General features: G+C 47.9%; 27 protein-coding genes, 6 tRNA genes and 1 riboswitch. Of the genes, 18 read left to right on the top strand and 15 right to left on the bottom strand.

Annotation, left to right across the window (positions count from 1 at the left end):
- The first annotated feature begins 236 nt into the window (after positions 1-236).
- Positions 237-2,459 carry a Tex family protein gene (locus MKX68_RS04035; RefSeq protein ID WP_340909305.1) on the top strand — a complete coding sequence of 741 codons (2,223 nt, stop codon included), beginning with the start codon at positions 237-239 and terminating at the stop codon, positions 2,457-2,459.
- A gap of 180 nt (positions 2,460-2,639) precedes the next feature.
- Here the strand turns inward: MKX68_RS04035 and cmpA are convergent, their stop codons facing one another.
- Complete coding sequence (gene cmpA / locus MKX68_RS04030) at positions 2,640-2,783, bottom strand: cortex morphogenetic protein CmpA (protein ID WP_017690033.1); 144 nt, start codon at positions 2,781-2,783, stop codon at positions 2,640-2,642.
- A gap of 182 nt (positions 2,784-2,965) precedes the next feature.
- Positions 2,966-3,322 (bottom strand): hypothetical protein, encoded by a 357-nt coding sequence (locus tag MKX68_RS04025; RefSeq protein WP_017690032.1) that lies wholly within the window; start codon positions 3,320-3,322, stop codon positions 2,966-2,968.
- A 119-nt stretch (positions 3,323-3,441) separates the two neighbouring features.
- Here MKX68_RS04025 and MKX68_RS04020 point away from each other — a divergent pair, with 119 nt between their 5' ends.
- From MKX68_RS04020 to MKX68_RS04010, 3 genes are all read left to right on the top strand, one after another.
- Positions 3,442-3,903, top strand: a complete 462-nt coding sequence (locus MKX68_RS04020; RefSeq protein ID WP_036669054.1) for a SprT family protein — start codon at positions 3,442-3,444, stop codon at positions 3,901-3,903.
- Between the two features lie 93 nt (positions 3,904-3,996).
- Positions 3,997-4,072: transfer RNA gene (locus MKX68_RS04015), tRNA-Asn, on the top strand.
- A 6-nt stretch (positions 4,073-4,078) separates the two neighbouring features.
- Positions 4,079-4,167 (top strand) — tRNA-Ser (locus MKX68_RS04010).
- Between the two features lie 222 nt (positions 4,168-4,389).
- Here the strand turns inward: MKX68_RS04010 and MKX68_RS04005 are convergent.
- Positions 4,390-5,088 carry an ArsR/SmtB family transcription factor gene (locus MKX68_RS04005; protein WP_340909301.1) on the bottom strand — a complete coding sequence of 233 codons (699 nt, stop codon included), beginning with the start codon at positions 5,086-5,088 and terminating at the stop codon, positions 4,390-4,392.
- Positions 5,089-5,252: 164 nt separating this feature from the next.
- On the opposite strand from MKX68_RS04005, the gene MKX68_RS04000 reads away from it, so the two are divergent.
- Positions 5,253-5,855, top strand: coding sequence for a flavin reductase family protein (locus MKX68_RS04000; RefSeq protein ID WP_340915274.1), 603 nt, complete (start codon positions 5,253-5,255; stop codon positions 5,853-5,855).
- A 358-nt stretch (positions 5,856-6,213) separates the two neighbouring features.
- The gene (locus MKX68_RS03995) at positions 6,214-6,885 is read left to right on the top strand and encodes an MgtC/SapB family protein (protein WP_017690026.1); all 672 of its coding nucleotides are present in this window, start codon (positions 6,214-6,216) and stop codon (positions 6,883-6,885) included.
- A gap of 64 nt (positions 6,886-6,949) precedes the next feature.
- Here MKX68_RS03995 and MKX68_RS03990 read toward each other — a convergent pair whose 3' ends face one another.
- On the bottom strand, positions 6,950-7,846 hold the full coding sequence (locus MKX68_RS03990) for a Cof-type HAD-IIB family hydrolase (protein WP_338592179.1): 897 nt from the start codon (positions 7,844-7,846) through the stop codon (positions 6,950-6,952).
- A 4-nt stretch (positions 7,847-7,850) separates the two neighbouring features.
- Complete coding sequence (locus MKX68_RS03985) at positions 7,851-8,627, bottom strand: DeoR/GlpR family DNA-binding transcription regulator (protein ID WP_338592181.1); 777 nt, start codon at positions 8,625-8,627, stop codon at positions 7,851-7,853.
- 308 nt (positions 8,628-8,935) lie between these two features.
- On the opposite strand from MKX68_RS03985, the gene MKX68_RS03980 reads away from it, so the two are divergent.
- The 4 genes from MKX68_RS03980 to MKX68_RS03965 all read left to right on the top strand — a co-directional run bounded on the left by MKX68_RS03980 (position 8,936) and on the right by MKX68_RS03965 (position 9,884).
- Positions 8,936-9,007 (top strand) — tRNA-Glu (locus MKX68_RS03980).
- 106 nt (positions 9,008-9,113) lie between these two features.
- Positions 9,114-9,189, top strand: a tRNA-Lys gene (locus tag MKX68_RS03975).
- 17 nt (positions 9,190-9,206) lie between these two features.
- Positions 9,207-9,289: transfer RNA gene (locus MKX68_RS03970), tRNA-Leu, on the top strand.
- Between the two features lie 169 nt (positions 9,290-9,458).
- A complete protein-coding gene (locus MKX68_RS03965; protein WP_036610863.1) occupies positions 9,459-9,884 on the top strand; it encodes a helix-turn-helix domain-containing protein in 426 nt (141 codons plus the stop codon).
- Positions 9,885-9,995: 111 nt separating this feature from the next.
- Here MKX68_RS03965 and MKX68_RS03960 read toward each other — a convergent pair whose 3' ends face one another.
- From MKX68_RS03960 to MKX68_RS03935, 6 genes are read right to left on the bottom strand one after another with little or no spacing between them, the layout of a single operon-like run.
- Entirely contained in the window at positions 9,996-10,898 is a 903-nt protein-coding gene (locus MKX68_RS03960) for an urease accessory protein UreD (protein WP_340909295.1), read from the bottom strand.
- Complete coding sequence (gene ureG, locus MKX68_RS03955; protein ID WP_017690021.1) at positions 10,873-11,592, bottom strand: urease accessory protein UreG; 720 nt, start codon at positions 11,590-11,592, stop codon at positions 10,873-10,875. The genes MKX68_RS03960 and ureG overlap by 26 nt, the downstream gene beginning before the upstream one ends.
- 33 nt (positions 11,593-11,625) lie before the next feature.
- Positions 11,626-12,318 carry an urease accessory protein UreF gene (locus tag MKX68_RS03950; protein ID WP_340909291.1) on the bottom strand — a complete coding sequence of 231 codons (693 nt, stop codon included), beginning with the start codon at positions 12,316-12,318 and terminating at the stop codon, positions 11,626-11,628.
- Between the two features lie 36 nt (positions 12,319-12,354).
- Positions 12,355-14,073 carry an urease subunit alpha gene (gene ureC, locus MKX68_RS03945; protein WP_192133143.1) on the bottom strand — a complete coding sequence of 573 codons (1,719 nt, stop codon included), beginning with the start codon at positions 14,071-14,073 and terminating at the stop codon, positions 12,355-12,357.
- On the bottom strand, positions 14,070-14,459 hold the full coding sequence (locus MKX68_RS03940) for an urease subunit beta (protein ID WP_340909287.1): 390 nt from the start codon (positions 14,457-14,459) through the stop codon (positions 14,070-14,072). The genes ureC and MKX68_RS03940 overlap by 4 nt, the downstream gene beginning before the upstream one ends.
- Before the next feature lie 17 nt (positions 14,460-14,476).
- Positions 14,477-14,779, bottom strand: a complete 303-nt coding sequence (locus tag MKX68_RS03935) for an urease subunit gamma (RefSeq protein ID WP_076209470.1) — start codon at positions 14,777-14,779, stop codon at positions 14,477-14,479.
- Positions 14,780-15,040: 261 nt separating this feature from the next.
- On the opposite strand from MKX68_RS03935, the gene urtA reads away from it, so the two are divergent.
- From urtA to urtE, 5 genes are all read left to right on the top strand, one after another.
- The gene (gene urtA, locus MKX68_RS03930) at positions 15,041-16,291 is read left to right on the top strand and encodes an urea ABC transporter substrate-binding protein (protein ID WP_340909284.1); all 1,251 of its coding nucleotides are present in this window, start codon (positions 15,041-15,043) and stop codon (positions 16,289-16,291) included.
- Between the two features lie 180 nt (positions 16,292-16,471).
- Positions 16,472-17,377, top strand: coding sequence for an urea ABC transporter permease subunit UrtB (gene urtB, locus MKX68_RS03925; protein WP_036610830.1), 906 nt, complete (start codon positions 16,472-16,474; stop codon positions 17,375-17,377).
- 21 nt (positions 17,378-17,398) lie between these two features.
- Entirely contained in the window at positions 17,399-18,490 is a 1,092-nt protein-coding gene (urtC, locus tag MKX68_RS03920) for an urea ABC transporter permease subunit UrtC (protein WP_340909282.1), read from the top strand.
- Positions 18,453-19,262 (top strand): urea ABC transporter ATP-binding protein UrtD, encoded by an 810-nt coding sequence (gene urtD / locus MKX68_RS03915; RefSeq protein ID WP_340909279.1) that lies wholly within the window; start codon positions 18,453-18,455, stop codon positions 19,260-19,262. The genes urtC and urtD overlap by 38 nt, the downstream gene beginning before the upstream one ends.
- A complete protein-coding gene (urtE, locus tag MKX68_RS03910) occupies positions 19,240-19,935 on the top strand; it encodes an urea ABC transporter ATP-binding subunit UrtE (protein WP_340909277.1) in 696 nt (231 codons plus the stop codon). The genes urtD and urtE overlap by 23 nt, the downstream gene beginning before the upstream one ends.
- 29 nt (positions 19,936-19,964) lie before the next feature.
- On the opposite strand, the gene MKX68_RS03905 is transcribed toward urtE, so the two are convergent.
- The 3 genes from MKX68_RS03905 to MKX68_RS03895 all read right to left on the bottom strand — a co-directional run bounded on the left by MKX68_RS03905 (position 19,965) and on the right by MKX68_RS03895 (position 21,799).
- The gene (locus MKX68_RS03905; RefSeq protein ID WP_338592207.1) at positions 19,965-20,600 is read right to left on the bottom strand and encodes a hypothetical protein; all 636 of its coding nucleotides are present in this window, start codon (positions 20,598-20,600) and stop codon (positions 19,965-19,967) included.
- Between the two features lie 27 nt (positions 20,601-20,627).
- Positions 20,628-20,831 (bottom strand): hypothetical protein, encoded by a 204-nt coding sequence (locus MKX68_RS03900; protein WP_017690011.1) that lies wholly within the window; start codon positions 20,829-20,831, stop codon positions 20,628-20,630.
- Positions 20,832-21,097: 266 nt separating this feature from the next.
- On the bottom strand, positions 21,098-21,799 hold the full coding sequence (locus MKX68_RS03895) for an urease accessory protein UreF (RefSeq protein ID WP_340909272.1): 702 nt from the start codon (positions 21,797-21,799) through the stop codon (positions 21,098-21,100).
- A gap of 425 nt (positions 21,800-22,224) precedes the next feature.
- On the opposite strand from MKX68_RS03895, the gene MKX68_RS03890 reads away from it, so the two are divergent.
- Positions 22,225-22,307: transfer RNA gene (locus MKX68_RS03890), tRNA-Leu, on the top strand.
- Between the two features lie 146 nt (positions 22,308-22,453).
- On the opposite strand, the gene MKX68_RS03885 is transcribed toward MKX68_RS03890, so the two are convergent.
- Positions 22,454-22,933 (bottom strand): glutathione peroxidase, encoded by a 480-nt coding sequence (locus MKX68_RS03885; protein WP_338592214.1) that lies wholly within the window; start codon positions 22,931-22,933, stop codon positions 22,454-22,456.
- A 372-nt stretch (positions 22,934-23,305) separates the two neighbouring features.
- Positions 23,306-23,481: riboswitch (cyclic di-AMP (ydaO/yuaA leader) on the top strand.
- A 118-nt stretch (positions 23,482-23,599) separates the two neighbouring features.
- Between MKX68_RS03885 and MKX68_RS03880 the strand changes: the two genes are divergently transcribed.
- Entirely contained in the window at positions 23,600-23,995 is a 396-nt protein-coding gene (locus tag MKX68_RS03880; RefSeq protein ID WP_017690008.1) for a hypothetical protein, read from the top strand.
- 180 nt (positions 23,996-24,175) lie between these two features.
- Positions 24,176-24,859 carry an HAD family hydrolase gene (locus MKX68_RS03875; RefSeq protein WP_340909268.1) on the top strand — a complete coding sequence of 228 codons (684 nt, stop codon included), beginning with the start codon at positions 24,176-24,178 and terminating at the stop codon, positions 24,857-24,859.
- Positions 24,860-24,979 lie beyond the last annotated feature (120 nt).

Genomic DNA, 24,979 nt, shown 5'->3' with positions numbered 1-24,979 from the left:
GGGAGCGTCGTGATGACGTTTTTCGGTCTTTTTTTGACGTAATGGGGAAGGCTGGAGGATAACATGATTCTGTCAGAACTTGTATGCTCAAGGATTGATGGAAATCTGGACGTGATTTTGTGATAATATAGGGTAGAGTGGAAGAAACAAATGGTTTAACTATACTGTAATTACAGCAGCAAAGCTGCCCTGAAATGATTGTAACGAACGATTCAGGAAGGAAAGAGGGATTTATTTTGTCTGAACAGGAAACGGTTCTGGAACCCAATGAAGAAACAATAAAGGCAGAACGCCATGAACGAATCATCAAACAGGTAGCCAAGGAACTGTCACTGTCCTTGAAACAGGTCCGCACGACGTCGGAGCTTCTGGACGAAGGCAATACGATTCCATTTATCGCCCGCTACCGTAAAGAAATGACTGGAGAGCTGGATGAGAACCAGCTGCGATCGATTGAAGAACGCATTGTTTATCTGCGTAATCTTGAGGATCGCAAATTGGAAGTCATCCGTATTATAGAGGAACAGGGCAAACTGACCGGAGAACTGAAGCAATCCATTACGCAGGCTGTGAAGCTGCAGGAAGTGGAAGACTTGTATCGACCTTACCGTCAGAAGCGGAAAACGCGTGCCAGCGTGGCAAAAGAAAAAGGTCTTGAACCCCTTGCTGTATGGATCTGGGGTCAACCGAAACAAGGCGATGCACTCCAGGAAGCTGCGAAATATATCAATGCTGAACTGGGTGTAGAAGATGCGGAGGCTGCGCTTCAGGGAGCCAAAGACATTCTCGCTGAGAACATCGCAGATGATGCTGCCATTCGTGCCTGGATTCGTCGGTACACCTTGGATCACGGGATGTTGACTTCAGAAGCGAAGGATGCTCAAGAGGAATCCGTGTACGAGAATTATTATGATTACCGCGAACTAGCCAAAAAGATGCCTCCACACCGTATTCTCGCGATTAATCGCGGTGAACGTGAGAGTATTCTGAAAGTCGGCCTGGACGTACAGGCAGAACCGGCCCATCGCCATATGGAAGGACAGATCATTCGTGGTGCTTCTGCCGTGCAGGATATCCTGCGTGATGTGATTGAAGATGCATACAAGCGGCTTATTGCGCCTTCCATTGAGCGCGAAGTTCGTGGAGAACTCACGGAAAAGGGTGAAAATCAGGCTATATCGGTATTCTCGGCCAATCTGCGTAACCTGCTGCTTCAACCGCCGATTCATGGCAAACGTGTGCTGGGTGTCGATCCGGCCTATCGTACCGGTTGTAAACTGGCTGTAGTAGATGATACGGGCAAGTTGCTGGAAGTGGCTGTGACCTACCCAACGCCACCACACAACAAGAAACGTGAAGCTGCCGAAGTATTCCATCGCATGATCAAGCAATATGATATCGGACTGATCGTCATTGGTAATGGTACCGGATCGCGTGAAACGGAGCAGTTTGTTGCCGAGATCATTCAGGAGAACGGTGATGAAAGTCTTGTGTACCTGATTGTTAATGAAGCAGGCGCGAGTGTTTATTCTGCATCCAAGCTGGCCCAGGAAGAGTTCCCGGATTTGGATGTTGCGGAGCGCAGTGCAGCTTCCATTGCACGCCGTGTACAAGACCCGCTTGCGGAGTTGGTTAAGATTGATCCAAAAGCCATTGGCGTGGGTCAATATCAACATGACGTTTCCCAGAAGGTTCTGGAGGAAAGCTTGAAGGCTGTCGTGGAATCCGCAGTTAACCATGTGGGTGTGGACGTGAATACGGCATCACCTTCGTTGCTGTCATATGTTGCTGGAGTTAACGCTACGATTGCCAAAAACATCGTGAAGTACCGGGAAGAGAATGGCCGGTTCACGAACCGCCGTCAGCTTCAGAAGGTGCCACGTCTGGGTGCCAAAACCTATGAGCAGTGCGTAGGATTTATGCGTATTGGTGAGGGCGAGAATCCATTGGATCGTACACCTATTCACCCTGAGTCTTACAAGGTTGTGGATCAGCTGTTCAAGGAGCTTCAGGTTGCACTGGACAAGCTGGGCAGTAAGGAACTGTCGGTATTACTGTCAGAGCAACAGCCAGAGCAATTGGCTGTGAAACTGGACGTAGGTGTGCCTACATTGCGTGACATTCTGGACAGCTTGCAGCGTCCGGGTCGTGACCCGCGTGAAGAAATGCCGTTGCCAATCTTCCGTACAGATGTATTGAAAATTGAGGATCTGGTAGAAGGCATGGAGCTGCAAGGTACGGTTCGGAACGTAATTGATTTTGGTGCCTTTGTGGATATTGGAATTAAGAGTGATGGGCTTGTCCATATTTCACAGCTCAGCAACGGATATGTTAAACACCCGATGGATGTTGTATCTGTCGGGGATAATGTAACGGTCTGGGTTATGAATGTGGATACCAAAAAAGGCCGTGTCGGCCTTACGATGAAGAAGCCTGCTTCTGCGCAACAGTCTTCTTAAGTAATAGGATTGGAGAACAGCCTTCCCTGACCAGGAAGGCTGTTTGTTGTCGACAGTAATAGTCCCGTTGTTCGTTCTAATTCCTCTAGTAAGTACGGTGGGCAATATGTGCATTTTCTTAAAGTGCGTGTTCAAAAGGCCATCCTTCGTAATCCGATGCAGACTTTTATGAACAACCTCTTAAAGTTCGTTCTCCGCGCTGCGTGGTGTGCCATTTGCTGGTTTGTTACGATAAAAGAACCAGCATTCGTTCAGCAACTTGATTTGCCGGCTGTCCTTTTTGTGAAATGCACGCATCAGTTGATTGCAAAGCCATTGAGGCAAGGGTATCTCCTCCTCTTGCATAATTCATCTGTACGTTAGCATATGTGGCAATAGCCTGGACTGTGCGGGATAAGTGGAGGCCTCCGGCAAATCAATCTTTTTCACTCAAAAAAAAGCACAAATCCCAATTCAGGGAGATGTGCTTTTTGTTCTCATCATTATAAAATGATACCTGCGGTGAATTAGAGAGCTTCCATCTCTTCTTCATACCATTGTTCCAATTGGGCCTGAAGAGCCCGGATTTCGGTAAGCAGAGAAATCAAAGGATAATGGCTTTCACGTAGTGCTGCAAAAGATTCTTCAAGCGCATTGATATAATCAAGGCCGCCGATGATAGTAAGATTTTCGTTTAGGAGATCGAGGCTGTCACATTCGGCGATCGCCCAAGGCAGGACAGGGACATCTGCTGCAGTGAGTTTATCAATTTCCTTGTGCAGGCGCAGGTTGAGCGCACTGAGTTGATAGGCGTAATCTGCCGGCATTTCCACGAACTGCAATTGTTGTTCCTGCTGCAGGATGACATAGCGCATTGTAGGCATAACGAGTAATAATCTCCCCTCATACATTCTACTTGACAGTGTAGCCTACGAAACGGTTAAAATTCAAGTATTATGCCGGAAAAACAAATGCTCCGAGGGGGTGCAAGGAGAGGATACCGATGGAAAATGAGGAATTGCAACAATGGATTGAACAGGTATCACTGGATCATTTCGGAGTACCGTTCACCCATGAAGCGTTGTTTAACAGTCGCCTGACCACGACGGGTGGGCGTTATATGCTCAAAAGTCACCGGATTGAGATCAATCCGCATCAACTCGAAGCCTATGGGCGAGATGAGGTTGAGAAAATCATCAAACATGAGCTGTGTCACTATCATCTGCATATTCGTGGGCGCGGCTATCAGCATCGTGACCCGGAATTCAAGGCTTTATTGCAGAAGGTAGGCGGCTCGCGTTACTGCCAATCACTTCCTGACGGCAAAGGCAGAAAGCCGCTGCCATATCGTTATAAGCTGGTGTGCAAGAGCTGTGGTACGGAATATTTGCGCAAACGGAAAATAGATCCGAAGCGTTATCGCTGTGGTCGTTGCGCGGGAAAACTGGGCCTTCAGAATATCTGATGTGTGTATCATCCAATGTATTAGAGAAAGTGATGGAAGGGATGTTGACTTGGATTATTAATCATGATAAATTAATCTTATTCAAGTTAATTTTCCCTGATAGCTCAGTTGGTAGAGCACTCGACTGTTAATCGAGTTGTCACAGGTTCGAGCCCTGTTCGGGGAGCCATTTCTTGGAGAGATACCCAAGTGGCTATAAGGGGACCCTCTGCTAAGGGGTTAGACTGCGTAAGCGGTGCGAGGGTTCGAATCCCTCTCTCTCCGTTCTGAATTAAACTTCTCTGCAAAGGGATGAGAACCCTAAAGGTTCGTCGGAGCATAAGCTTCGTTAGCAATACTTCGCAGTCTCGAACGAAGTGAGAGTACCCCTCTCTCTCCGTTCTGATTGCACAAAAAATCCCCTTCACATTAGACCGGTTAACGGTCAGTGTGAAGGGGATTTTTTGCGTTTACTGATCTTTGGTTATCCCTCGTGTACGCTTCAGCCTAAAGTGAAATGCTCAACATCTCATATAAACCTTTCTTGCCTGCTTCCGTTACTTGGACAGAGCGACTTCCTGTTTTTTGACGAATCCAGTCCAGTTCCGCTAACCGATGTCTGAGTTGTTCCCCAAGCATACCTGAGAGATGATGACGGCGTTCGCTCCAATCCAGACATTTGCGAGCGATGGCCCGGCGTGATCCCGGCTTCATCTGAAGTTCAATTCCGAACGTAGTGAACCACTGTATTCCTTTCTCTGTAACTTGATAATCCTTGCTGTGTGCCTCTTCGGGCTCTGAAAGATACCCCTTCTGTACTAACGCTTCACAGAGCGAGATTCCCAATTTTCCGGCCAGATGACTATAACAGGTCCGTGCATGGCTCAGTTGTTGAAGCTGATCGGATTGTTTGAGAGAACGGATCTGTACAGGCGGAGCAATACTGGCCATCGTTTCAATCAGATTAGCAATTTCTTTGTTTGCCAGACGGTAGTATCGATGGCGTCCTTGTTGTTCAACTTCAAGTAATCCTCCCTCTACGAGTTTAGCTAGATGGCTGCTTGCCGTCTGGGGAGTGACACTTGCCATATGAGCAAGCTCTCCTGCGGGCAACGCACGCCCATCTAGCAAGGATGACAGAAAAATAGCACGGCTTGGATCAGCGATTAACGACGCAATAACAGTAATATTCGGATATACATTCATACTTCGATCATATCTGAACTATTACTGTATTACAATCCAGTTGTATCGTCCCATATGGGTCAGATTGAGCTTATAAATCATTGGAATGGGAACAGGAGAGGTACAGGGTGAAAAAGATAACGAAACAGGACTTTGCTACAGGGCAGTTGTCCGAGAGTCCAGCAGTGATTCAACATGAAACGATTAATCCCAGTATTTTATATTATGGTACGCCTGTATTGCTGCTAAGCACATTAAATGAGGATGGGTCAACCAACCTGTCACCATTATCTTCGTCTTGGGCGCTTGGAGACTGTCTGGTTCTCGGTCTAGGTACTCAAGGCAAAGCCTATGAAAATCTGAGTCGACATCGGGAGTGTGTGATTAATTTGCCGGATGCGACTATGTGGAAACAGGTTGAGGCATTGGGTCGTTATACGGGAGTTAGCCCGGTTCCTGAGGAGAAAAGGCAGATGGGCTATGAATATTGTCATGATAAATTCACCGTAGCTGGACTGACATCTGAATGCTCGGTTCAGGTGGCTCCAGATAAAATAGCTGAATGTCCGCTCCAGATTGAAGCGGCTGTACAACACATACGTATTCCCGAACATACACCGTTCATGGCGATTGTTGAAGTGAAAGCATTGAAGGTGCACGCGCACACAAGATTAATATCTGGGCCGAACAAGATTAATCCAGAGGAATGGCATCCGCTGATATATAATTTCAGACATTATTTCGGATTGGGAGAGAGACGAGGGAGTAATTTTCGGGCAGAGAATTGACATGAGTAGAGGCTTTTATTGTATAAGATGAATTAATCATTTACACGATAACGGAGAGGACAGAAAAAAACTGAAAAAGCGAAGCTAAAAGCTTTCTGAAAGAAAGCTACTTCGAAAGCACACACTCGCCTAAAAGCTTTCTGAAAGAAAGCTACATCGGAAGCATACGCTATCACCGGATTTTCCCTTGAGAAAAGGAAATCGAAAAAATCTGGGGATAACAGCGATTGGAAGGTTGTTCTGTCATCGGAGTGCCAGTGTAAATAATCTTTAGTTCAACTTATGTAGTCAGGGAAAGATTGGGTAATAGTAAAGATAGACACATGTAAGCATATACATAATGAAAGAGGTGATGTGCATGGAAGTGGAATACTTGATGCGTGTACTCATAGCTGGAATATGTGGTGTGCTAATCGGATATGAGCGCAAGAATCGAATGAAAGAGGCAGGAATTCGTACTCATTTTGTGGTCGCCGTCGGCGCTGCCCTGATGATGATTGTGTCGAAGTACGGATTTCAGGATCAAGCCGGTTGGGACAATCTGTCCCTTGATCCATCTAGGATCGCTGCACAGGTTGTTAGCGGTGTGGGATTCATTGGCGCTGGCATGATCTTCACGCAGCGGCATACGGTCAGGGGATTGACCACAGCGGCTGGCATATGGGCTACGGCAGGCATGGGACTTGCTGTGGGTTCAGGTCTGTATTGGACGGGTGCAGGCGTGACGCTGCTTATTGTCGTGGCACAGATGTTACTGCATAGACCCACACGCTGGCTGGTATCCGCCCGAACAGAGACCTTAACCATCCATCTGCAAAATGAGGGAGAGGCCCTGAAGACTGTTTTGGCACTGCTGGGGCAGGAGAAAATCTCGGTCATCGGATTTAAGACAGAACAGCAAACAAGCACAGACTCCGTGGAAGAGACTGTGCTTGAGTTCACGTTGCAACTGCCGGGTTCATACCGGGGCGAGCAACTGATTATTTTGTTACAGGACGTGCCTCACGTTCGATCTGCGGAATTAAAATGAATTGAACCAGCTTGGATCAACAGGCGACCAAGCTGGTTCAGTGCTTAATTCAGTATGGGTTCAATTACTGACCTTCTCCGACAATCGTTTCCGGACGAGCCACCGGTTTACCCTCAAGCAGGCACTCGATGGCATGGGCAACACCGTGCTCCACATTGGTTAGCGTTATGGCTTTGGCTAATGCCTGGATTTCGGGTTCGCCATTACCCATGGCGATGCCGAGTCCTGCCATTTTTAACATGGAGACATCGTTGAAGTTATCGCCGATTGCTACTGTATCTTCCATGGAGATGTTCAGGTGAGCCGCCAGTTTGGTGAGGGCATTACCTTTGGATACGTCCGGGTGCTGCATTTCGAAGTTATGCTCAAAGGATACAACCATGGCGACATCGGATCGGGATGCGAAGTATTCTCGTCCTGTCTTTACTTTGTCCGGATTCATGGAGAAGGCCATAATATTATAGATGTAGGCTTCTGCCGGAATTTCCAGATGGCTGTTTACGCGGTGGTAGTCTTTTTTGTCATAGTGTTTCTTGATGGAGCGAATCATGCGTGCAATGTCCTCACCAGGGTTCGAACCAAGAACACGTTCCATCTCGGCGAGCAAGGTCTCATGACTGCTACGCGGGGCATAGATGCCTTGTTGCGTTGAAGCCTCATAATAGACATCATGATCTTCCAGCCACTGCATGACGGAAGCTGCTGTATCACGCTCAAGCGGAAGATGGAATAAACGTTCACCGTCTGCATCATGAATTGTCGCTCCGTTAGAGCCGATAATTGGGGTTTTGATTCCGCCTTCGCGGCTGATGGTCACAACATCGGAATAGACGCGTCCTGTAGCAATGGTAACCTTCATACCGGATTGCTGGGCCTTTTGGATGGCTGCGGCGTTCTCCGGGCTAATCTGGCTATCTATGTTCAACAAAGTTCCATCTAAATCTGTGGCAAATAATTTCATATATTTACAACTCCTTATCATCTGTTGGTTCAGGAATGAGAATCTCAACCTGTTGTTCGGCTAGAAAAACAAGCCATTCTTTGGTTGGCCATTGATCCGTAATCAATACATCCACCAATGACCAGTCGGCAAAACGATAACCATAACGTCTATCAAACTTGGATTGATCTGCAAGAACAACAACCTTCTTGGCAGCTTTCATCATTTGGTGTTTAATTTTCCCTTCCTCTTCGGAAGCGCTGAAGCCATCCATGGTGATACCGCCAATACCGATAAAGGCTTTATCTACATAATAGTGGGAGAGGGTCTCGATAACAGAGGTACCGTAGACATAACGTTGTTCCTTATCTACTTTGCCTCCGAGCAAACGAATCTGGACAGCAGTGTGATTGGAGAGAAGATCAGCGGAATGAATCGAATTAGTAATGACGGTACAGGATTTGCCGTTCAAGTTCTCGGCACAGGCCTGCACAGTCGTGGAAGAGTCCAGAATAATGATCTCGCCTTGCCTTACAATGGCCGCAGCGAGTTTGCCGATGGCCCTCTTTTCCTCAGATACATCGAGTAAACGGTCTTTGTAGGATCTGAATTCTTGCGGAGGAGGGGGGAGAATTGCGCCGCCACGTGTTCGGATAATAGCATCCTGTTCCTCAAGCTTAATCAGATCCCTGCGTGCAGTATCCCGTGATACATCAAACAAGGAGACAATATCATCGGCTGAGATGCGATTGTGTTTGCGTAGATGTTCAACAATGAGCTGCATTCGTTCTTCTTGAAACAAACATGTCACCTCCGAGTGTATGGATGACCGTACTTATACTGATACTTTAATTATAAGTATTCTTAATGTGATTTGCAATATTATAAGTGAACGTAAGTTTTTATAAGTGTTTTAATGAATGATTTACATTTTTCCTGCATAGTGATGACATTGGCATGAATAGGGGAGGTGGCGAATAACGGGGCTCTGAAGAACAGTATGCAATGGACAAAAAGGCTTGAAAAATAAATTTTAAAAAAAGTATTGCAAGTTCAAATTGTCCTGTGGTATACTCATTCTTGTCGCCAAGAAAGACAACTTGTTATTAAGGCCCGTTGGTCAAGGGGTTAAGACACCTCCCTTTCACGGAGGTAACAGGGGTTCGAATCCCCTACGGGTCATATCTTCACCACCTCATGAGATGTACATTTTCGATGAGTAATTCTCAAAGTCATTGCTCTTATAGACAAGAATGAAGCATGGCACATCCGGTGAAGTTTACAGCAAGAGCCATTAGCTCAGTTGGTAGAGCACCTGACTTTTAATCAGGGTGTCGAAGGTTCGAGCCCTTCATGGCTCACCATTTTTACAATTGAATATGCGGTCGTGGTGGAATGGCAGACACGCTATCTTGAGGGGGTAGTGGGTGTATACCCGTGGAGGTTCGAGTCCTCTCGACCGCATCACAGCAACAACATAAGATAGACTTCTATGATCATTCATGGGAGTCTATCTTTGTGTTATACGATATACATCATTCTGTGCCAGGCATATAAAGGCTGAGCATTCAGGAATAATGTGGTATAATTTAAGCAGATGAGTTGATTATTACGGTTGGAAGGCGGTTCTTGTATGCAGTCGATCTATGAGCGAATTGAACACCTGATTGCCGAACGAGGAATGACCAAGAAGGCTTTCTGCCAACAGCTGAAGATTAGCACAGGCAATCTGGGTGATTGGAAACGTGGCAAGTCTATTCCGAGTACGAATAAATTAATTGAGATTGCTTCGTTTTTTGATGTGAGCCTTGACTGGCTCATGATTGGACGTCCATCGAAGGAAGCGATGGTTCGGGAAAAACGGGAGGATTATTTTTTTGACGTTTTGCGGCAATTGAATTGCCAAGAAAGTGAATTATCGACTGTGGAACAGTCTTTTATCAGCGAATATATTGAGTTCACCCGTTACCGCAAATCGAAAGAAAGTAAGGATGCAGGCGACTATCGCTATAAACCTGAGAACAAATCAGAGAACGATTCTGAGGAAAACGAAGCGTAAGTGATATGAGCAGCATCCATAGACTGAATGTACAAAAACCTCTGGACTAATCCGAACACACTCGGAGACAGTTCAGAGGTTTTTTGTATTAACCATGCATGCTTCATGCCCTTATTTACGAAAGACAAGAGTTTCTTTGCCCAGCAGATGGGGGCGGAGTGTGTTCCAGATCTGAAGACACTGCTCCTGAAGCTCCCAAGCTGCCATGCCAAGGAGTCGAACGCCGATGCCTCCGGTTGCCAGCAAACTTGCACCTGCGAGCATCCGTCCATCTGGTGGCAGCGCGGATCTGACTTGCTCCAACTCCGCAGTACCAAGCCCCGGTGCGATCATCCACAACGCAGCGGTATGGGTATAGTGAAGGAGAGACGCGGAGTGTTTGGGATCATCGGTATCCGGTTCGAGTCCGAATCGATCCCAGACAGCCAGTTGTTCACCTTGCCATATCTCCGTCAAGCTGCGGTAACGCTCGAATTGGAAAACTTCTCCCCGATGAATCCGTCCGGCAGACCAGATATCTGCATAGGCCAAGATTGCCCTTTCTTCCAGCTCAAAGGTTACAGCGAGCGAAGAAGAACTTCCTTTGAAGGGAATGACGCATTCAGGAAAGTATTCCAGCGTGGCCCCTTTTCCCAACCGAAAGTGATGATTAACGGATGAGGGAATGGAAGGTGTAGGATGAAGTCTGGTAGCAGATGTGCTGCTCAGCATGACATGGGTACCTTCACCTAATTCCCACTCGGAATGATAATGATCCCCGTTAAGGACTCCGGGGGAGACGTCTGACGTGTACACACATAATTCGGTTCCGCCTCCGGGAGGTCGAAAGGATCGGCTAAACCGGAGCGGTGCGCTGTAATAACGATCAGTCATGACAGTCCGGTCGCCTTGGAAGGCAAAGGTGGCCCGAAGCTCGCTGCGGCGTGTGACGGGCGCACCTGCACTTTCATTCCCATTTATCTCTGTTCCCGTGGGGACAGAAGATGATTTAATGCGAGTGAGTGCCATGTTCATGGCTGTGTGAATGCAGATGTGCAGCGGAAGCATCGTCATCCATATATTGATGTTCAAGCCAGTGGACAATCTCGGATACACCTTCACCGCTCATTAGATTAGACATGACATAAGGGCGGCCTTCGCGTACCCGCTCGGTATCATTTTTCATAACTTCCAGGCTTGCTCCAACGTAAGGGGCAAGGTCGGTTTTGTTGATTAACAACAGATCTGAACGCGTGATGCCAGGACCGCCTTTGCGAGGAAGTTTCTCCCCTTGGGCAACGTCGATAATGTAGATGAACACATCAGCGAGTTCCGGACTGAATGCAGCAGAGAGATTGTCACCACCGCTCTCGATAAAGATCAGTTGCAGATCCGGGAAACGTTCAATTAACTCGTCAACTGCTTCGAAATTCATGGAGGCATCCTCGCGAATAGCGGTGTGCGGGCATCCGCCTGTCTCTACGCCAATAATGCGCTCTGGTGCCAGTGCATTCTGACGCAGCAAGATTTCGGCATCTTCCTTGGTATAAATGTCATTCGTGATGACAGCAAGGCTATAACGTGTACGCAGTGCCTTGGACAGCTTCTCCACCAGGGCTGTTTTACCTGAGCCTACCGGTCCACCAATTCCAATTCGCATCGGACGACTCCGATCAAATGCCTTACGTTCCCACTCTGGATGATGCGTATGATTAGCTCCTCCACACATAACAATTCCTCCTTGGTTAGATAAAAGTTGTAGTTAAGACATAAACAGCCGCGCGGGTAAGGTCTCATGCCGCATGGCGTAGATTTCCTGGGCGATTCCGAAGCTGTGCATATCTTCGGGGTCATTGTCCCGTATGAGAGCCCATTCCGCTTCGATATCATCAAGCAGTTTCTGAATCAACATCTGCGCTTCGGTTTGTCCGATGGGCAGCAGGCGAAGTGCGCTGTTCACATAAGCGTTCACTGAGGTATACAGATGCCCGGTAACGGCTTCATCCAATTCAATCTCCAACTGATAGTTGATATAACCGTGAATGGTCGTGATGCCGCAATACGCGCCATGTTCCCGGATGGCCTTATCAATCAGGGAAAAGTCCATCCATGGATAGAGTGAACGGGCCAGCTTGAGCAGTCGTTTTCCCATTTTGTGGCCGCTTTCCCTGAGTTCCCGAGGGGAGCGCTGGGCGTGGACACGTTTATCATACAGGGCAAGTAGAGCGGCATCTTGCTGTTTTATCGCCTGATAGACGCCTTTGATGGCAAGACCATCTAGTCGTACAAGACTGGAATGAAGTTGGCTGCGAATAAACTGTTCAAGCTGCGCGGTATTTTGCACGGTGCCATCATGCGTGTAAGCTTCCAGACCGAAGGAATGGGAGAAACCACCGATAGGCAGGGCCGAATCCAGCAGCTGAACATAACGGAGTAGCTTCGTGCCACTGTTCATCATGAGTGCCCCCTTATCAGCTAATCCTTATTTCTATCAAAACATAAAGTACCGCTGTGCCATAGGCAACTCGTCTGCGGGTTCACAGGTGAGAAGCTCGCCGTCGGCGCGTACCTCATAGGTTTCGGGATCGACTTCAATGACAGGGGTGACGTCGTTATGAATCATGTCTTTTTTACTGACCGAGCGACAGCCCTTGACGGGTTCAACCCGCTTTTTCAGGCCCAATGACTCTTTGATCCCCGCATCTGCTGCGGCTTGGGAGACAAAGGTGATGGATCCGCTGGCAATGGCGCTCCCATAAGCTCCGAACATGGGTCTGCCAAATACCGGCTGAGGTGTCGGAATGGATGCATTGGGATCACCCATCTGGGCGAATGTAATCATGCCACCTTTGATGACAATCTCGGGTTTAACTCCGAAGTAGGCTGGTTTCCATACGATTAGATCGGCCAGCTTTCCAACTTCCACCGAACCGACGAGATGACCGATTCCGTGTGCAATAGCTGGATTGATGGTGTATTTGGCGACATATCTCTTGATCCGATCGTTATCGGAGGGAGAATCCGGGTTGAGTTCAAGTTTACCGCGCTGTTTTTTCATTTTGTCGGCTGTCTGCCACGTACGGATAATGACTTCGCCCACTCGGCCCATGGCCTGTGAATCGGAACTGATGATGCTGAACACGCCAAGATCATGCAAAATGTCTTCGGCTGCGATGGTTTCGGGACGAATCCGCGAATCCGCAAAAGCGACATCTTCCGGGATGGAAGGGTCCAGGTGATGACACACCATCAACATATCAAGGTGCTCTTCTACGGTGTTGCGTGTGTACGGTCGTGTTGGGTTGGTTGATGAGGGGATAACGTAGGACTCCCCAGCGGCCCGGATGATATCCGGTGCGTGTCCGCCACCAGCGCCTTCCGTATGGTACGTGTGGATCGTCCGGCCGTTGATCGCAGCCAGGGTGTTTTCGAGAAATCCGGTTTCGTTCAGTGTATCGGTGTGGATAGCGACTTGAACATCATGTTCCCCGGCGGCAGTAAGGCAAGCATCGATAGCGCTCGGCGTAGTGCCCCAATCTTCATGCAGCTTCAGGCCGATTACCCCAGCTTCAATCTGTTCAATTAAAGGTGCGGTACTGGAACTGTTGCCTTTGCCAAGGTAACCGATGTTCATGGGAAAAGCCTCTGCCGATTCTAACATCCGGTGGATGTGCCAGGCTCCTGGTGTGCAGGTTGTGGCTTTGGTTCCTGTTGCGGGTCCTGTTCCGCCGCCGATCATGGTCGTGACCCCGGAGGATAATGCAGTCTGAATCTGCTGTGGGCAGATGAAATGAATATGGGTATCAATGCCGCCAGCAGTTACAATCATGCCTTCACCGGCGATGATTTCGGTGGAAGCGCCGATGACCAGTGCGGGATGAACGCCATCCATTGTATCCGGGTTACCGGATTTGCCAATGGCGCAGATGTGACCATCCCGAATGCCGATATCCGCTTTTACAATGCCCCAATGATCGATAATGATAGCGTTGGTGATAACAGTATCAGGAGTGCCGTCACTTCGCAGAGCAGTCGTAGACTGGCCCATCCCGTCGCGGATAACCTTGCCGCCCCCGAACTTGCTCTCATCTCCGTATACGGCATAATCATGTTCAATCTCTGCCCATAGTTCGGTATCTGCAAGTCTTACGGCATCGCCGGTTGTCGGTCCAAACATGGACGCGTACTGTTCACGGCTCATTCGTTTCATGAAGATTCACCCCCATCTTGTATGGGAGGGGAGAACGTCTTCAGGAATGCCTCCAGTTTCAGTGGATCAGGAGCTTGATTCGCAGAGCCTTCGGTTAATCCGTTGAACCCGTGAATCTGGCGTTTGCCGCCAAAGGTTGTGAGTTCAACAGGTTTCTCTTCACCAGGTTCGAAGCGGACTGCGGTGCCTGCCGGAATGTGCAGGCGATGTCCAAAAGCTGACGTGCGATCAAAGTCCAGTGCTGCATTAACTTCATAAAAGTGAACGTGAGAGCCGACCTGGACGGGGCGGTCGCCGCGGTTAAGGACAATGAGTCGTAGGGTTAAACGATCCGGATGACAGATGATGTCGTCATCTGGCTTCAAACGGTATTCACCAGGAATCATGGTTTCTCCTGCCTTTCTCAGCGTATAGGTTCGTGTACAGTAACCAGTTTCGTACCGTCAGGGAATGTGGCTTCTACCTGTACTTCAGGAATCATATCGGGAACACCATCCATACAGTCTTCACGTGTCAGGATGGTGCCTCCGTATCTCATTAATTCGGCAACACTCATTCCATCCCGTGCTCGTTCCATCAGTTCGGAGGTCAACAAGGCGATGGCTTCGGGAACATTCAACTTGAGTCCGCGTGCTCTTCGTTCACGGGCGAGGTTAGCGGCTACGGTAATCAGGAGTTTTTCCTTTTCCTGCTCAGTCCAGTGCAAGGCAATCCGACCTTTCGCTTATAATGTCTGATATGTTCATGGATCATGTTATATGTTAATTATACTCACACAGGGTGAATCCTTTGTCAATAAGCTTCAAGGCATATTAGCAGTATGCATGAAACGAGTAGGCATGAAATAAAATTATGTAAGCTATATTGACATGAAGAGTGTAACCCTCCATAATTTGGATCAACGAACATTTCGGACGCAAATGACCTTAATGTTCGTCAATAGACTAAAAAAAGGGAGTGTAGGCTATTGAAGAAGAGGTCGGTCAAGTTATGGAGTATTTTGCTCGGTGTGGTCATTGTGATGACAGGATGTGTGGAGGGCACTGCGCCGCCTGAAGCTTCGGGTTCAGGTGGTACAGGAGAGCCGGCTGCCTCCGGTGATACGATTAAAGTTGGCATTCTTCACTCTCTCAGCGGAACGATGGCGATCAGTGAGGTATCTGTTAAAGATGCCGAGATGCTTGCTATTGAAGAGATCAATGCCGCGGGCGGAGTTTTGGGTAAACAGATCGAGCCTGTAATTGAGGATGGCGCTTCGGATTGGCCTACTTTTGCGGAGAAGGCTGGGAAGCTACTACTACAAGATAAGGTCGCTGCAGTATTTGGCGGATGGACCTCTGCGAGTCGGAAGGCGATGCTCCCGGTGTTCGAACAGAACAAAGGTCTATTGTTTTATCCGGTGCAATATGAAGGATTGGAATCATCGCCAAATATTTTTTATACAGGAGCAACCACGAATCAGCAGATCGTTCCATCTGTAACCTGGTTACTGGAGAACAGGGGCAAGACGTTTTATCTGCTCGGTTCAGATTATGTATTCCCGAAAACGGCCAATCAGGTCATTAAGGCACAACTCGCAGCAGAGGGCGGCGAAGTGGTGGGTGAAGAATACACACCGCTGGGCCATACCGATTACAGTACCATCATAAGCAAAATCAAGGCTGCAAAGCCGGATATTGTATACAATACGCTGAACGGAGATAGCAATGTGGCTTTCTTCAAACAATTGAAGGATGCCGGAATCTCCTCGGATCAGATGACAACCCTCTCGGTAAGTGTGGCGGAGGAAGAAATCCGTGGTATTGGCGCAGACGTATTGAAGGGGCATCTGGCTTCGTGGAATTATTATCAGACAACCGATACACCTGAAAATGCTACATTTGTTGCCAAGTACAAAGAAAAATACGGTGCTGATCGAGTGACAGCTGATCCAATTGAAGCGGGATATGTGGCGGTTTATCTCTGGAAAGCGGCGGTGGAAAAAGCAGGATCAACCGACGTGGAGAAGGTGAAGGCAGCTGCCAAGGGTCTGGAGTTTGATGCCCCGGAAGGTAAGGTAACCGTGGATGGAGAGAATCAGCATATCTACAAAACCGTACGGATCGGTGAAGTGCAGGAAGATGGGCAGTTCAAGGAATTGTGGAATTCTGGTGCGCCTGTCAAGCCGGACCCTTATCTGAAAACGTATGAATGGGGAGCTTCCCTCAGCGCTAAATAACATAGAAACCTCGCAATAAAACAGGCAACTCGATTCAATGCAGCCGAAACATAAACGAGGGTGTGACAACACATCCTCTCACCATATCGCGGTAAAGCGTTACTGTGATGTGAGAAGTGTTGCTGCCGCTAATTTAAGTTGTGAAATTTCGAGAGTCACGGTATGGAGGAGGGGATAGCGATGGATATGTTTATCCTGCAGATGTTCAACGGTCTGAGTATCAGTTCAATTCTGTTGTTGATTGCATTGGGGCTTGCAGTAACGTTTGGGCTGATGAATGTCATCAATATGGCTCACGGTGAACTGATCATGATCGGTGCATATGCAACGTATGTAACACAAAATCTGTTTATGTCCTATGCTCCAGCGGCGTGGTTTGGTGCCTACTTTGTTGTGGCTCTACCGATTGCGTTCATTGTAGCGGCTCTGATTGGCTGGTTGCTTGAAGTGGTGCTGATCAGACATCTGTATGGCAGGCCGCTGGACAGTCTGCTTGCGACATGGGGTGTAGGCATGATGCTGCAACAACTGGCCCGTACGATATTCGGAGCGCCAAATGTAGGAGTATCCAGTCCGGCCTGGCTCAATGGGGGATTGGCGATCTCGGATGGCATTGTATTCCCATATAAGCGAATTTTCATTATTGCACTGGTTGCGGTTGTGCTGTTGTGTATGTATCTCTATATCTATCGAACGTCTTCCGGAAGACGAATGAGGGCTGTAATGCAGAATCGGAGCATGGCGGGGTGTCTTGGGATTTCGACCAGGCGGGTAGATGGCATGACCTTTGCGATTGGTTCGGGCATTGCCGGAATTGCTGGCTGTGCATTAACGCTCATTGGTCCGATTGGTCCTTCACTTGGTACGTATTATATTGTGGATGCGTTCATGGTCGTTGTCCTGGGTGGTGTGGGAAAATTGGTCGGAACCGTGTGTGGTGCATTGGGGATTGGTATGTTCAACACGCTATTCGAAACCTATACATCGGCTTCCATTGGCAAGGTGCTCGTGTTTGTATGTATCGTTGCTTTTCTGCAATGGAAACCACGCGGTTTGGTCGCGATGCGTACACGAAGTCTCGATTAACGTGAAAAAGGGGGTTAGTTCATGTCCGCTTTACTCAAGACTGGCAGTCTGAAAATGAGGATTATCTGGGCGGTTGTACTCATCATGATGTGTCTTGCTCCACTAATCTCCACGGAGTTTCGTCTAAGTCTGTTAGCCAAGTTTTTGGCGCTGGCAATCCTGGCCATTGGTCTTGATCTGATCTGGGGTTATGGGGGTGTGTTGAGTCTTGGGCATGGTGTGTTCTTTGGGCTAGGTGGATACGCGATGGCGATGTATCTGAAGCTTCAGGCCAGTGGAGCAACGCTTCCTGACTTCATGGGATGGAGTGGTCTCGGTGGTCTGCCATGGTTCTGGGAACCATTTCGCTCTTTCCCGGTGGCGCTGTTATTGGGGATAGCCCTTCCGGCATTGCTTGCCTTTGCCCTGGGGTGGTTTACGTTCCGTAACCGGATCACCGGTGTTTATTTTACCATCCTGACTCAAGCCTTGGTTCTTATTACGGTAACACTCTTTGTTGGTAAACAGGAATGGACGGGTGGAACAAATGGCATTACCGGATATAATTCGATCTTTGGTTTTACACTTCATTCCGCTGGAACGACGATTGCTCTCTACTATATAACGCTTGCTGTTCTGGTGATCGCTTATATGCTCTGTCGTCGAATGGTGAACAGTCGGTTCGGCCAAGTGCTTGAAGCTGCGCGGGATGGGGAGAATCGGGTACGATTCCTCGGATATGATCCGGCAGGATATAAAACGCTGGCTTTTGCTTTTTCCGGTGCGCTTGCAGGCATCGCGGGTATGTTGTTTGTTCTTCAGGTCGGTATTATCTCGCCATCGATGATGGGGATTGTGCCTTCCATTGAGATGGTCTTGTGGGTTGCGCTGGGTGGCCGCGGTACGCTTATTGGAGCGGTCATCGGAGCGGTGGTGCTGAATGCAGCCAAAACAGGCATAAGTGAGGCTTATCCCGAAGGATGGTTGTTTGTCATTGGCGGGCTCTTTGTAACGGTAGTTTTGTTCATGCCAAACGGTATTGTAGGTGTATATCGTCATGTCGTTCGCTTGCTGAAGCGGAGAGGAGAGAGTGCGCATGTCCAAGTCACTCGGGAAAAACCTGAAGTCTACTGAGGAATCGACGGTGTTGGTAGCCGAGGATATTACGGTGGCCTTTGGTGGGTTCGTTGCTGTCAAAGGCATGAATCTGAAGCTGCATGAACATGACCTGCATTTTCTGATTGGACCGAATGGTGCGGGGAAAACCACGATGCTGGATGTGATATGCGGCAAAACCAAACCGATGTCCGGCTCGGTAAAGATGGCGGATGGTACGGAATTAACAAGACTGAAGGAGCACCAGATAGTTCGCAAAGGGGTGGGACGCAAATTCCAGGCGCCATCGATCTTTGCGGGTCTGACGGTGCAGGAGAATCTGACACTGGCGGCGGAGACTCGCCGTTCCCCTTTGCAAGCCATTGGCATTCGGAGATATGGGAAAATGAGTGCTGCCATGGAGCATGTTACCCTCCAGATTGGTCTGCAAGACCGCGTTGATGCTCGTGCAGGAGCGTTATCACATGGGGAGAAGCAGTGGCTGGAGATCGGCATGTTGCTTCTGCAGGAGCCGCGGGTGTTGTTGCTGGACGAACCAGCCGCAGGCATGACGGATGAAGAAACACACAAGACCGGGCGGCTTCTGCAAGAGATTGCGCGTGAACGCTCGGTTGTGGTGGTGGAGCATGATATGGAGTTTGTGCGAGAGTTCGCAGCCAAGGTAACGGTGATGCATGAAGGGAAATTGCTGAAGGAAGGTACGATGGCGGAGGTACAGGCAGACCCGAAAGTGGCAGAAGTGTATCTGGGCAAAAGGAGGGATGACCATGCTGTCGCTGCAACGAATTGAATCCGGCTACGGGGAAAGCAATGTGCTTCGTGGTGTGAACCTGGATATACAGCCTGGACAGGTGGTGTGTCTGATGGGCCGCAACGGTGTAGGGAAAACAACGTTGATGAAAACATTAATGGGGCTGCTCAAAACACGCAAGGGCAGTATTCAGTGGCAAAACCAGGAGTTATCCACTTTGGACACAGCCAAGCGGGCAAGGGCAGGGATCGGTTATGTACCGCAGGGGCGGGAGATTTTCCCGCAGCTTACGGTGAAAGAAAACTTATTGCTTGGTCTGGAGACAAGTGCACCGGGAGTAAAAACGTTCCCGGAGGATGTACTGGCGATGTTTCCAGTACTTGCGACGATGTATGGACGGCAGGGCGGGGATCTGAGTGGTGGACAGCAGCAACAGTTGGCATTCGCCCGGGCATTGGCTTCGCGTCCGGGGTTGTTGCTCCTTGATGAGCCGACAGAAGGCATCCAGCCTTCTATCGTAGAGGACATTCGGCAGGTTATTTTGCAGCTCAAGGCAAAGGGGAACCTCTCGGTTCTGCTGGTAGAGCAGAGTATTGATTTTGTACGGAGTGCCGCAGACTACATCTATATCATGGACAAAGGGGCCATAACCCTGCATGGGACACCGCAAGAATTGGATATGTCGCAGTTTGAACATCATCTCTCCGTGTAGTTGTAGTTAGTGTGGCGAGTGGAGAGGTTTCAGGAACGCTTGTCCAGGATATTCGAGTATTTGGGATATAACCGCCGGATGCATTCCGGACAGATGTCATGGGTGAATTCGGCGTGGGTATGCTTCTCCAGATAACTCTCAACGGAGTTCCAGTGTTCCTCTTCGTCCTTGATTTGTTTGCAGACGGCGCAAATAGGCAGCAGTCCGCGCAATGTGCGCACTTCAGACAATGCCTTCTTCAATTGGTGTTCTGTCTTTCTCTGTTCGGTAATATCCATGTGTGCAATCAAAGCGAGATCGGTATCCTGAATTGAATTTGCATAAGATAGAGGGGTGAGTTCTACACGAAACCACCTCTTTTCGTTGTATACAGTATACACGCAGATGTCATATGTATGATTTCGATTAAAGGGTATTCCGCGTTCTTTCAAATTCTGTGCGACAAGTGCCATGTTAGCGTTCTTGCCTCGTTTTGCCCAGGCTTCTGTCAGATGCAGGTAATGTCTATGACTACTGTGTGTATCCGGGTTTGGTGAGCATTGACCGAGTCCCTGTTGCCAGGCACGGTTACAACTTTGGATAATCCAATTGTGATCAACGATGATGAGTTGGTGACGTATGGACTGGAACGATAGCCTCTCCAGATCGGATGTAACATGTCTCATGGATAGGACCCTCCTTTGGCAGAAATCTTATCTCAGTTCATCTGGAATATCCAAAATATCAGCGACCAGGTGCCTGAATCGGGTTGCTTTGCGTGTGCCGTGAATGAGATTGGATAAACGATAGGGTGGGATGCCGTGCTGTTCACAAAAGGTCTTCTGGTCCACTTGAAGTTCGGTTAGCCGTCGTTTGATGGCCCATCCGAACGGAGTAACTGGTTTTTTCTTGTTCAAAAGGGTTCACCCCTGGTTAGAATGTAGTATTCAGCCGCCCTTTCTTCATGTAAAATGTATAGAAATGCGAGCTGTATGTTTCATTATATACGTAAATTCGTCATCTAACAATTAAAAAAGACGGAAAAAAGTGTATTTTGTGATGATAAATGGCGTAAATACGTAAATAAAACAAATAAAATGACAAAAAACACGTCGGCAAGGAGGTTGCCGCGTGTTTTTTAGTTTGTCTGAATAAAGGGGAGCAGGTATGAGGAGGAAGAGGATTAGGCCCTGTAGGCATGAAGTCCAGCTCCAAGCATATGGAAACTGGGGAAAAATGATTTCATGGACATCGAGGTTGGCTGTGCCAGTCCATCCGCAGCCGAGGCGCTGACGGTCTTCCATTCATTCTCCAGATCTGTGGCCAGGCGGACCATCAGATCCTTGGTTGTATCGTTGTTCAGGGGAATGACTTTGGAGGCTTCGGTTATGCAGGCATTCATGGCTGAATGCAGGTAACCAAGGACCGCCTCCTCGACCGGGATGTCGAGGTGGTGGTTAATCCAGGCGTGAACAGTGGAGAGGCAGCCAACCGAATCGTATTTGGCAAAGATCTGTTCGAGCTGGCTGAATTCAATCCAGGGGTGCAGAGCGCGTGCAAGTCTGATCAATCGTTTACCCATGGAGGCAGCTTGTTCTCTGAGATCTCCAGGGGTTCGCTGAACATGGACGAGCTTGTCGATTAGAGCTATCCGCCATGTATCCTTGTGATCTGCTGCGGTATAGATGCCTTTGATGGCCATACCTTCTAGACGAACGATGCTCGGATGCAACTGACAACGCATGAATGATTCGAGATCTTCAGCATTACGAATGGTACCCTCCCTGATATGGATATCCATGCCGAAGGAATGGGTGAACCCTCCAACCTGAATAGAGGAATCAAGCAGTTTGACATAATCGAGCAGCTTATTCCCACGGTTCACAATCATTCGCCTCCTGTGTTCGTTAAATGTAACTTAAAGTGACATCTATATTCCTTTTTGATTGCTTTATGTTTAAAAATCCGAATTATATGATAGTTATCATCCCATAAATGTCCGCTTTTTGTCAATAGTGTCCGTGAAATTTAATGGATTAAATCTGGGATTCAATATTTGTGTTATTTTATATAACATATAAGGTTAAATATCTGCGAAGTGCAGGGAGGACTAGATATAAATGAATCAATAAGATCAGCTCAATCCGGAAAGGAGGGGATCAAATCTAATGTATGCAGTTCATGGGTAAAGATGACGAGAATATGCGTTTTTTGTGGAAAATGCCTAGCTGTAAAAGAAGTATTAAAAAATACTTTACTTTTAGTTCTGAACCCGGTATAATCAATTCTGTTGCCGATTATTTACGACATGCGGTCGTGGTGGAATGGCAGACACGCTATCTTGAGGGGGTAGTGGGCGTATGCCCGTGGAGGTTCGAGTCCTCTCGACCGCATCATATGAACGATTAAGAAGAAGCTTTCCATTAATGGAAAGCTTCTTTTTTTGTTTTTTTAACAGTCTGACATCAAAGTTGAGAAAAAAGGCCATCCATTACCGGGGCAATGGTGCTCTACCTTCCGGCTACGGGTGGCCAATGTATTATTTTTGCAGCAAGTTCTTGATATCTTCTTCAATCTTGTCCGGTGTTGTTTTGGGAGCATACCGTTTAATGACCTGTCCGTTCTGATCCACAAGGAATTTGGTGAAATTCCATTTGATTGCTTTGGAGCCGAGCAGGCCAGGAGCTTCTGTGCTAAGGTGCTGGAAGAGAGGGTGAGCGCTTGAGCCGTTCACATCAATTTTCTCAAACATAGGGAAGCTTACGCCATAATTCATCTGACAGAACTCGGCAATATCATCGGAAGAACCTTTTTCCTGTGCAAACTGGTTACTTGGAAAACCAAGGACTTCAAATGGCGCATCCTGGAACTTGTCTTGCAATTCTTGCAGACCTTTGAATTGAGGGGTAAGTCCGCATGAGCTTGCCGTATTCACAATCAGGAGCACTTTGTCACGGTAGTCGGACATTTCAACTTCTTGACCGCGAAGGGTATTCACTTTGTAATCGTAGATTGTCATCTAAATCGCCTCCATTTATTTACTCTTATATCTTCTATTATATTGGTTGCAATTAAATATTGCAAAACTAATGTGGTGTTAAAAGCATCAAAATAGGCAAGTTGTGCAGAATACGTGAATGAATTGCGAAGTGATTTTCGTCAGAGTGAGAATTAGATAGATTTAAAGAGATGGATAGAGTATGACCTTGTTGTAAGCGCTATTATATGTGAGTATTGCCGAAAATCTGTCGATTCGGTGATCTGTGCGGACTTTACACCATCATGGCACGGGTGTATGATTCATAACGTAATTTCAATTTAAACTAAATTGTACCTGAAAAACGAAACAAACGATAATATCGCTCGATCTTATCCTTAAGATATACGAACGATGTTTTAATCGCTGAGTTTCCATTCATTGATGAGTGGAAAACGGGGGAACCAACAGAATGCGCTGTCCAGGACAGTAGGCATTCATGGGGTGAATTTTCCGGTGACAGCCGGAAATAGGGCGACTCTCGCGCCCGAATCCGTCAGCTAACCTCGTAAGCGTTAAAGGGAGAGGCAACAAGCCGTACGCTGGTTCATGGTCTTTTCGCCATGGATTCTTTAAGAAGCGTTCGGGAGGCCTTGGTCCCCCACGCTTCTTTTTTGTTGTCTTTTCACGCCAAGGGAGGAACGAATGATGGATACTGAGATGATCTTAGTGACTGCTCCAAATGAAGCAGGACGTAAATTTATCAAATTACTAATGTACAAAAAAATGCCGTTTGCCGTTCTAACCAACAGTGCAGGGGAAGAGCGTAGACTCCGTAGAATCGGAGTCGAACATGTCATTCGCATGAATACGGCTGCAGCTCAAAAATGGTTTTTGCCGCAGGGCAGCGTAGGCAACGTGTTTATTTTTGAGAACAGCCTGAATCTGACCTGTCGTTATTTACAGATCTGCCGTTCATGGACATCGAAATCCCTGTGCGTCATTACGGAGCAGAGTCATCCTAAGGGCATCTATCGGGGCATGGGCGCAGACCGGATTGTATATTCGCTCAATGGGGAAGTTGGCTTTCTCCTCAATGGTTAATGCCATAGCTTGTGATTGCTCAGGTGTAAGGTGCCTGTTATAATTGAATGTATCGATAAACGGAAGTTTGAGGAGACTCATGCAAGATGGTGAGTCTTCTTTTTTATGGTTTTAAAGGTAGTTCAAGACTTTTTGAACACGAACTTTTAGATTGCCTGTGGCTTACAAGGAGGAATTGGCGTGCCGGATGTGGGTGGATTAAAGTGGTTGTTTTTTGATGTTGGAGATACACTGGTGGATGAATGGGAGCCGGTTGATGATATTATCGGACAGTTCGTCCGTGAAGCCTGTGCTTTGGGGTATCCGGTGACAATTGAGGCGGTACGCGAACTGTTCGCGAACTGTTACCAGAAATATGAGCAACGGCCTATGAGAGTGGCGATTCGCACCTTCGTTGAAGACGAGGGACACCAGAAACAGATTCAGGACAAGTTGAAGTTTCAAAAAGATCTTGAACGTCCTTTTCCTTCAGCGGATTCCGTTCTTCAGCAGTTGTCACGGCATTATCGCATTGGCATCATTGCCAATCAGAGTCCCGGAACGGAAGAAAGACTGGAGAGCTACGGCTTGCGGAAGTATGTTGACGTTCTCGCCTGTTCTGCTGAAGAAGGTGTGTCCAAGCCAGACCCTGAGTTATACGCTGTAGCCTTGAAACAGGCCGGCTGTGAACCGGAGGAAGCCGTCATGGTTGGGGATCGGATCGACAACGACATTATACCTGCTCGGAAGCTGGGCATGCTTACGATTCGAATTATGCAGGGTTACGGAAGATTCCAGCCAGACCGATCGGATGAGGAACGTGCGGATTGGACTGTTGACTCATTGGATGAACTCCTGCCGTTACTGGTGCCCAATCAGGATTAGATAATTGTTTATTAGAGTTTAGCGTTTTACTATAAAAGGAAACACGTTGCTGTACTGCAACAATAAAGGCTGATCAACTTGGTATTGAATACCGGAGTTGATCAGCCTTTTTAGTATTTG

The sequence above is a fragment of the Paenibacillus sp. FSL M8-0212 genome, assembly GCF_038004645.1.
Taxonomy (GTDB): domain Bacteria; phylum Bacillota; class Bacilli; order Paenibacillales; family Paenibacillaceae; genus Paenibacillus.
The sequence above is the reverse complement of the archived record's forward strand: the minus strand, read 5'-3'. Positions and strand labels throughout refer to the sequence as shown.

Bases quoted from the DNA above. Each gene is read 5' to 3' on its own strand.
- MKX68_RS03990 (WP_338592179.1), bottom strand. From the start codon at position 7,846: ATGAAATTATTTGCCACAGATTTAGATGGAACTTTGTTGAACATAGAT.
- MKX68_RS03885 (WP_338592214.1), bottom strand. From the start codon at position 22,933: ATGACAATCTACGATTACAAAGTGAATACCCTTCGCGGTCAAGAAGTT.
- MKX68_RS04005 (WP_340909301.1), bottom strand. From the start codon at position 5,088: ATGAATGTATATCCGAATATTACTGTTATTGCGTCGTTAATCGCTGAT.
- MKX68_RS03965 (WP_036610863.1), top strand. From the start codon at position 9,459: ATGCAGTCGATCTATGAGCGAATTGAACACCTGATTGCCGAACGAGGA.
- MKX68_RS04025 (WP_017690032.1), bottom strand. From the start codon at position 3,322: ATGCCTACAATGCGCTATGTCATCCTGCAGCAGGAACAACAATTGCAG.
- urtB (WP_036610830.1), top strand. From the start codon at position 16,472: ATGGATATGTTTATCCTGCAGATGTTCAACGGTCTGAGTATCAGTTCA.
- urtC (WP_340909282.1), top strand. From the start codon at position 17,399: ATGTCCGCTTTACTCAAGACTGGCAGTCTGAAAATGAGGATTATCTGG.
- urtD (WP_340909279.1), top strand. From the start codon at position 18,453: ATGTCCAAGTCACTCGGGAAAAACCTGAAGTCTACTGAGGAATCGACG.
- ureG (WP_017690021.1), bottom strand. From the start codon at position 11,592: ATGTGTGGAGGAGCTAATCATACGCATCATCCAGAGTGGGAACGTAAG.
- ureC (WP_192133143.1), bottom strand. From the start codon at position 14,073: ATGAAACGAATGAGCCGTGAACAGTACGCGTCCATGTTTGGACCGACA.
- urtE (WP_340909277.1), top strand. From the start codon at position 19,240: ATGCTGTCGCTGCAACGAATTGAATCCGGCTACGGGGAAAGCAATGTG.
- MKX68_RS03940 (WP_340909287.1), bottom strand. From the start codon at position 14,459: ATGATTCCTGGTGAATACCGTTTGAAGCCAGATGACGACATCATCTGT.
- MKX68_RS03905 (WP_338592207.1), bottom strand. From the start codon at position 20,600: ATGAGACATGTTACATCCGATCTGGAGAGGCTATCGTTCCAGTCCATA.
- MKX68_RS04020 (WP_036669054.1), top strand. From the start codon at position 3,442: ATGGAAAATGAGGAATTGCAACAATGGATTGAACAGGTATCACTGGAT.
- MKX68_RS03995 (WP_017690026.1), top strand. From the start codon at position 6,214: ATGGAAGTGGAATACTTGATGCGTGTACTCATAGCTGGAATATGTGGT.
- MKX68_RS03950 (WP_340909291.1), bottom strand. From the start codon at position 12,318: ATGAACAGTGGCACGAAGCTACTCCGTTATGTTCAGCTGCTGGATTCG.
- MKX68_RS03880 (WP_017690008.1), top strand. From the start codon at position 23,600: ATGGATACTGAGATGATCTTAGTGACTGCTCCAAATGAAGCAGGACGT.
- MKX68_RS03960 (WP_340909295.1), bottom strand. From the start codon at position 10,898: ATGAACATGGCACTCACTCGCATTAAATCATCTTCTGTCCCCACGGGA.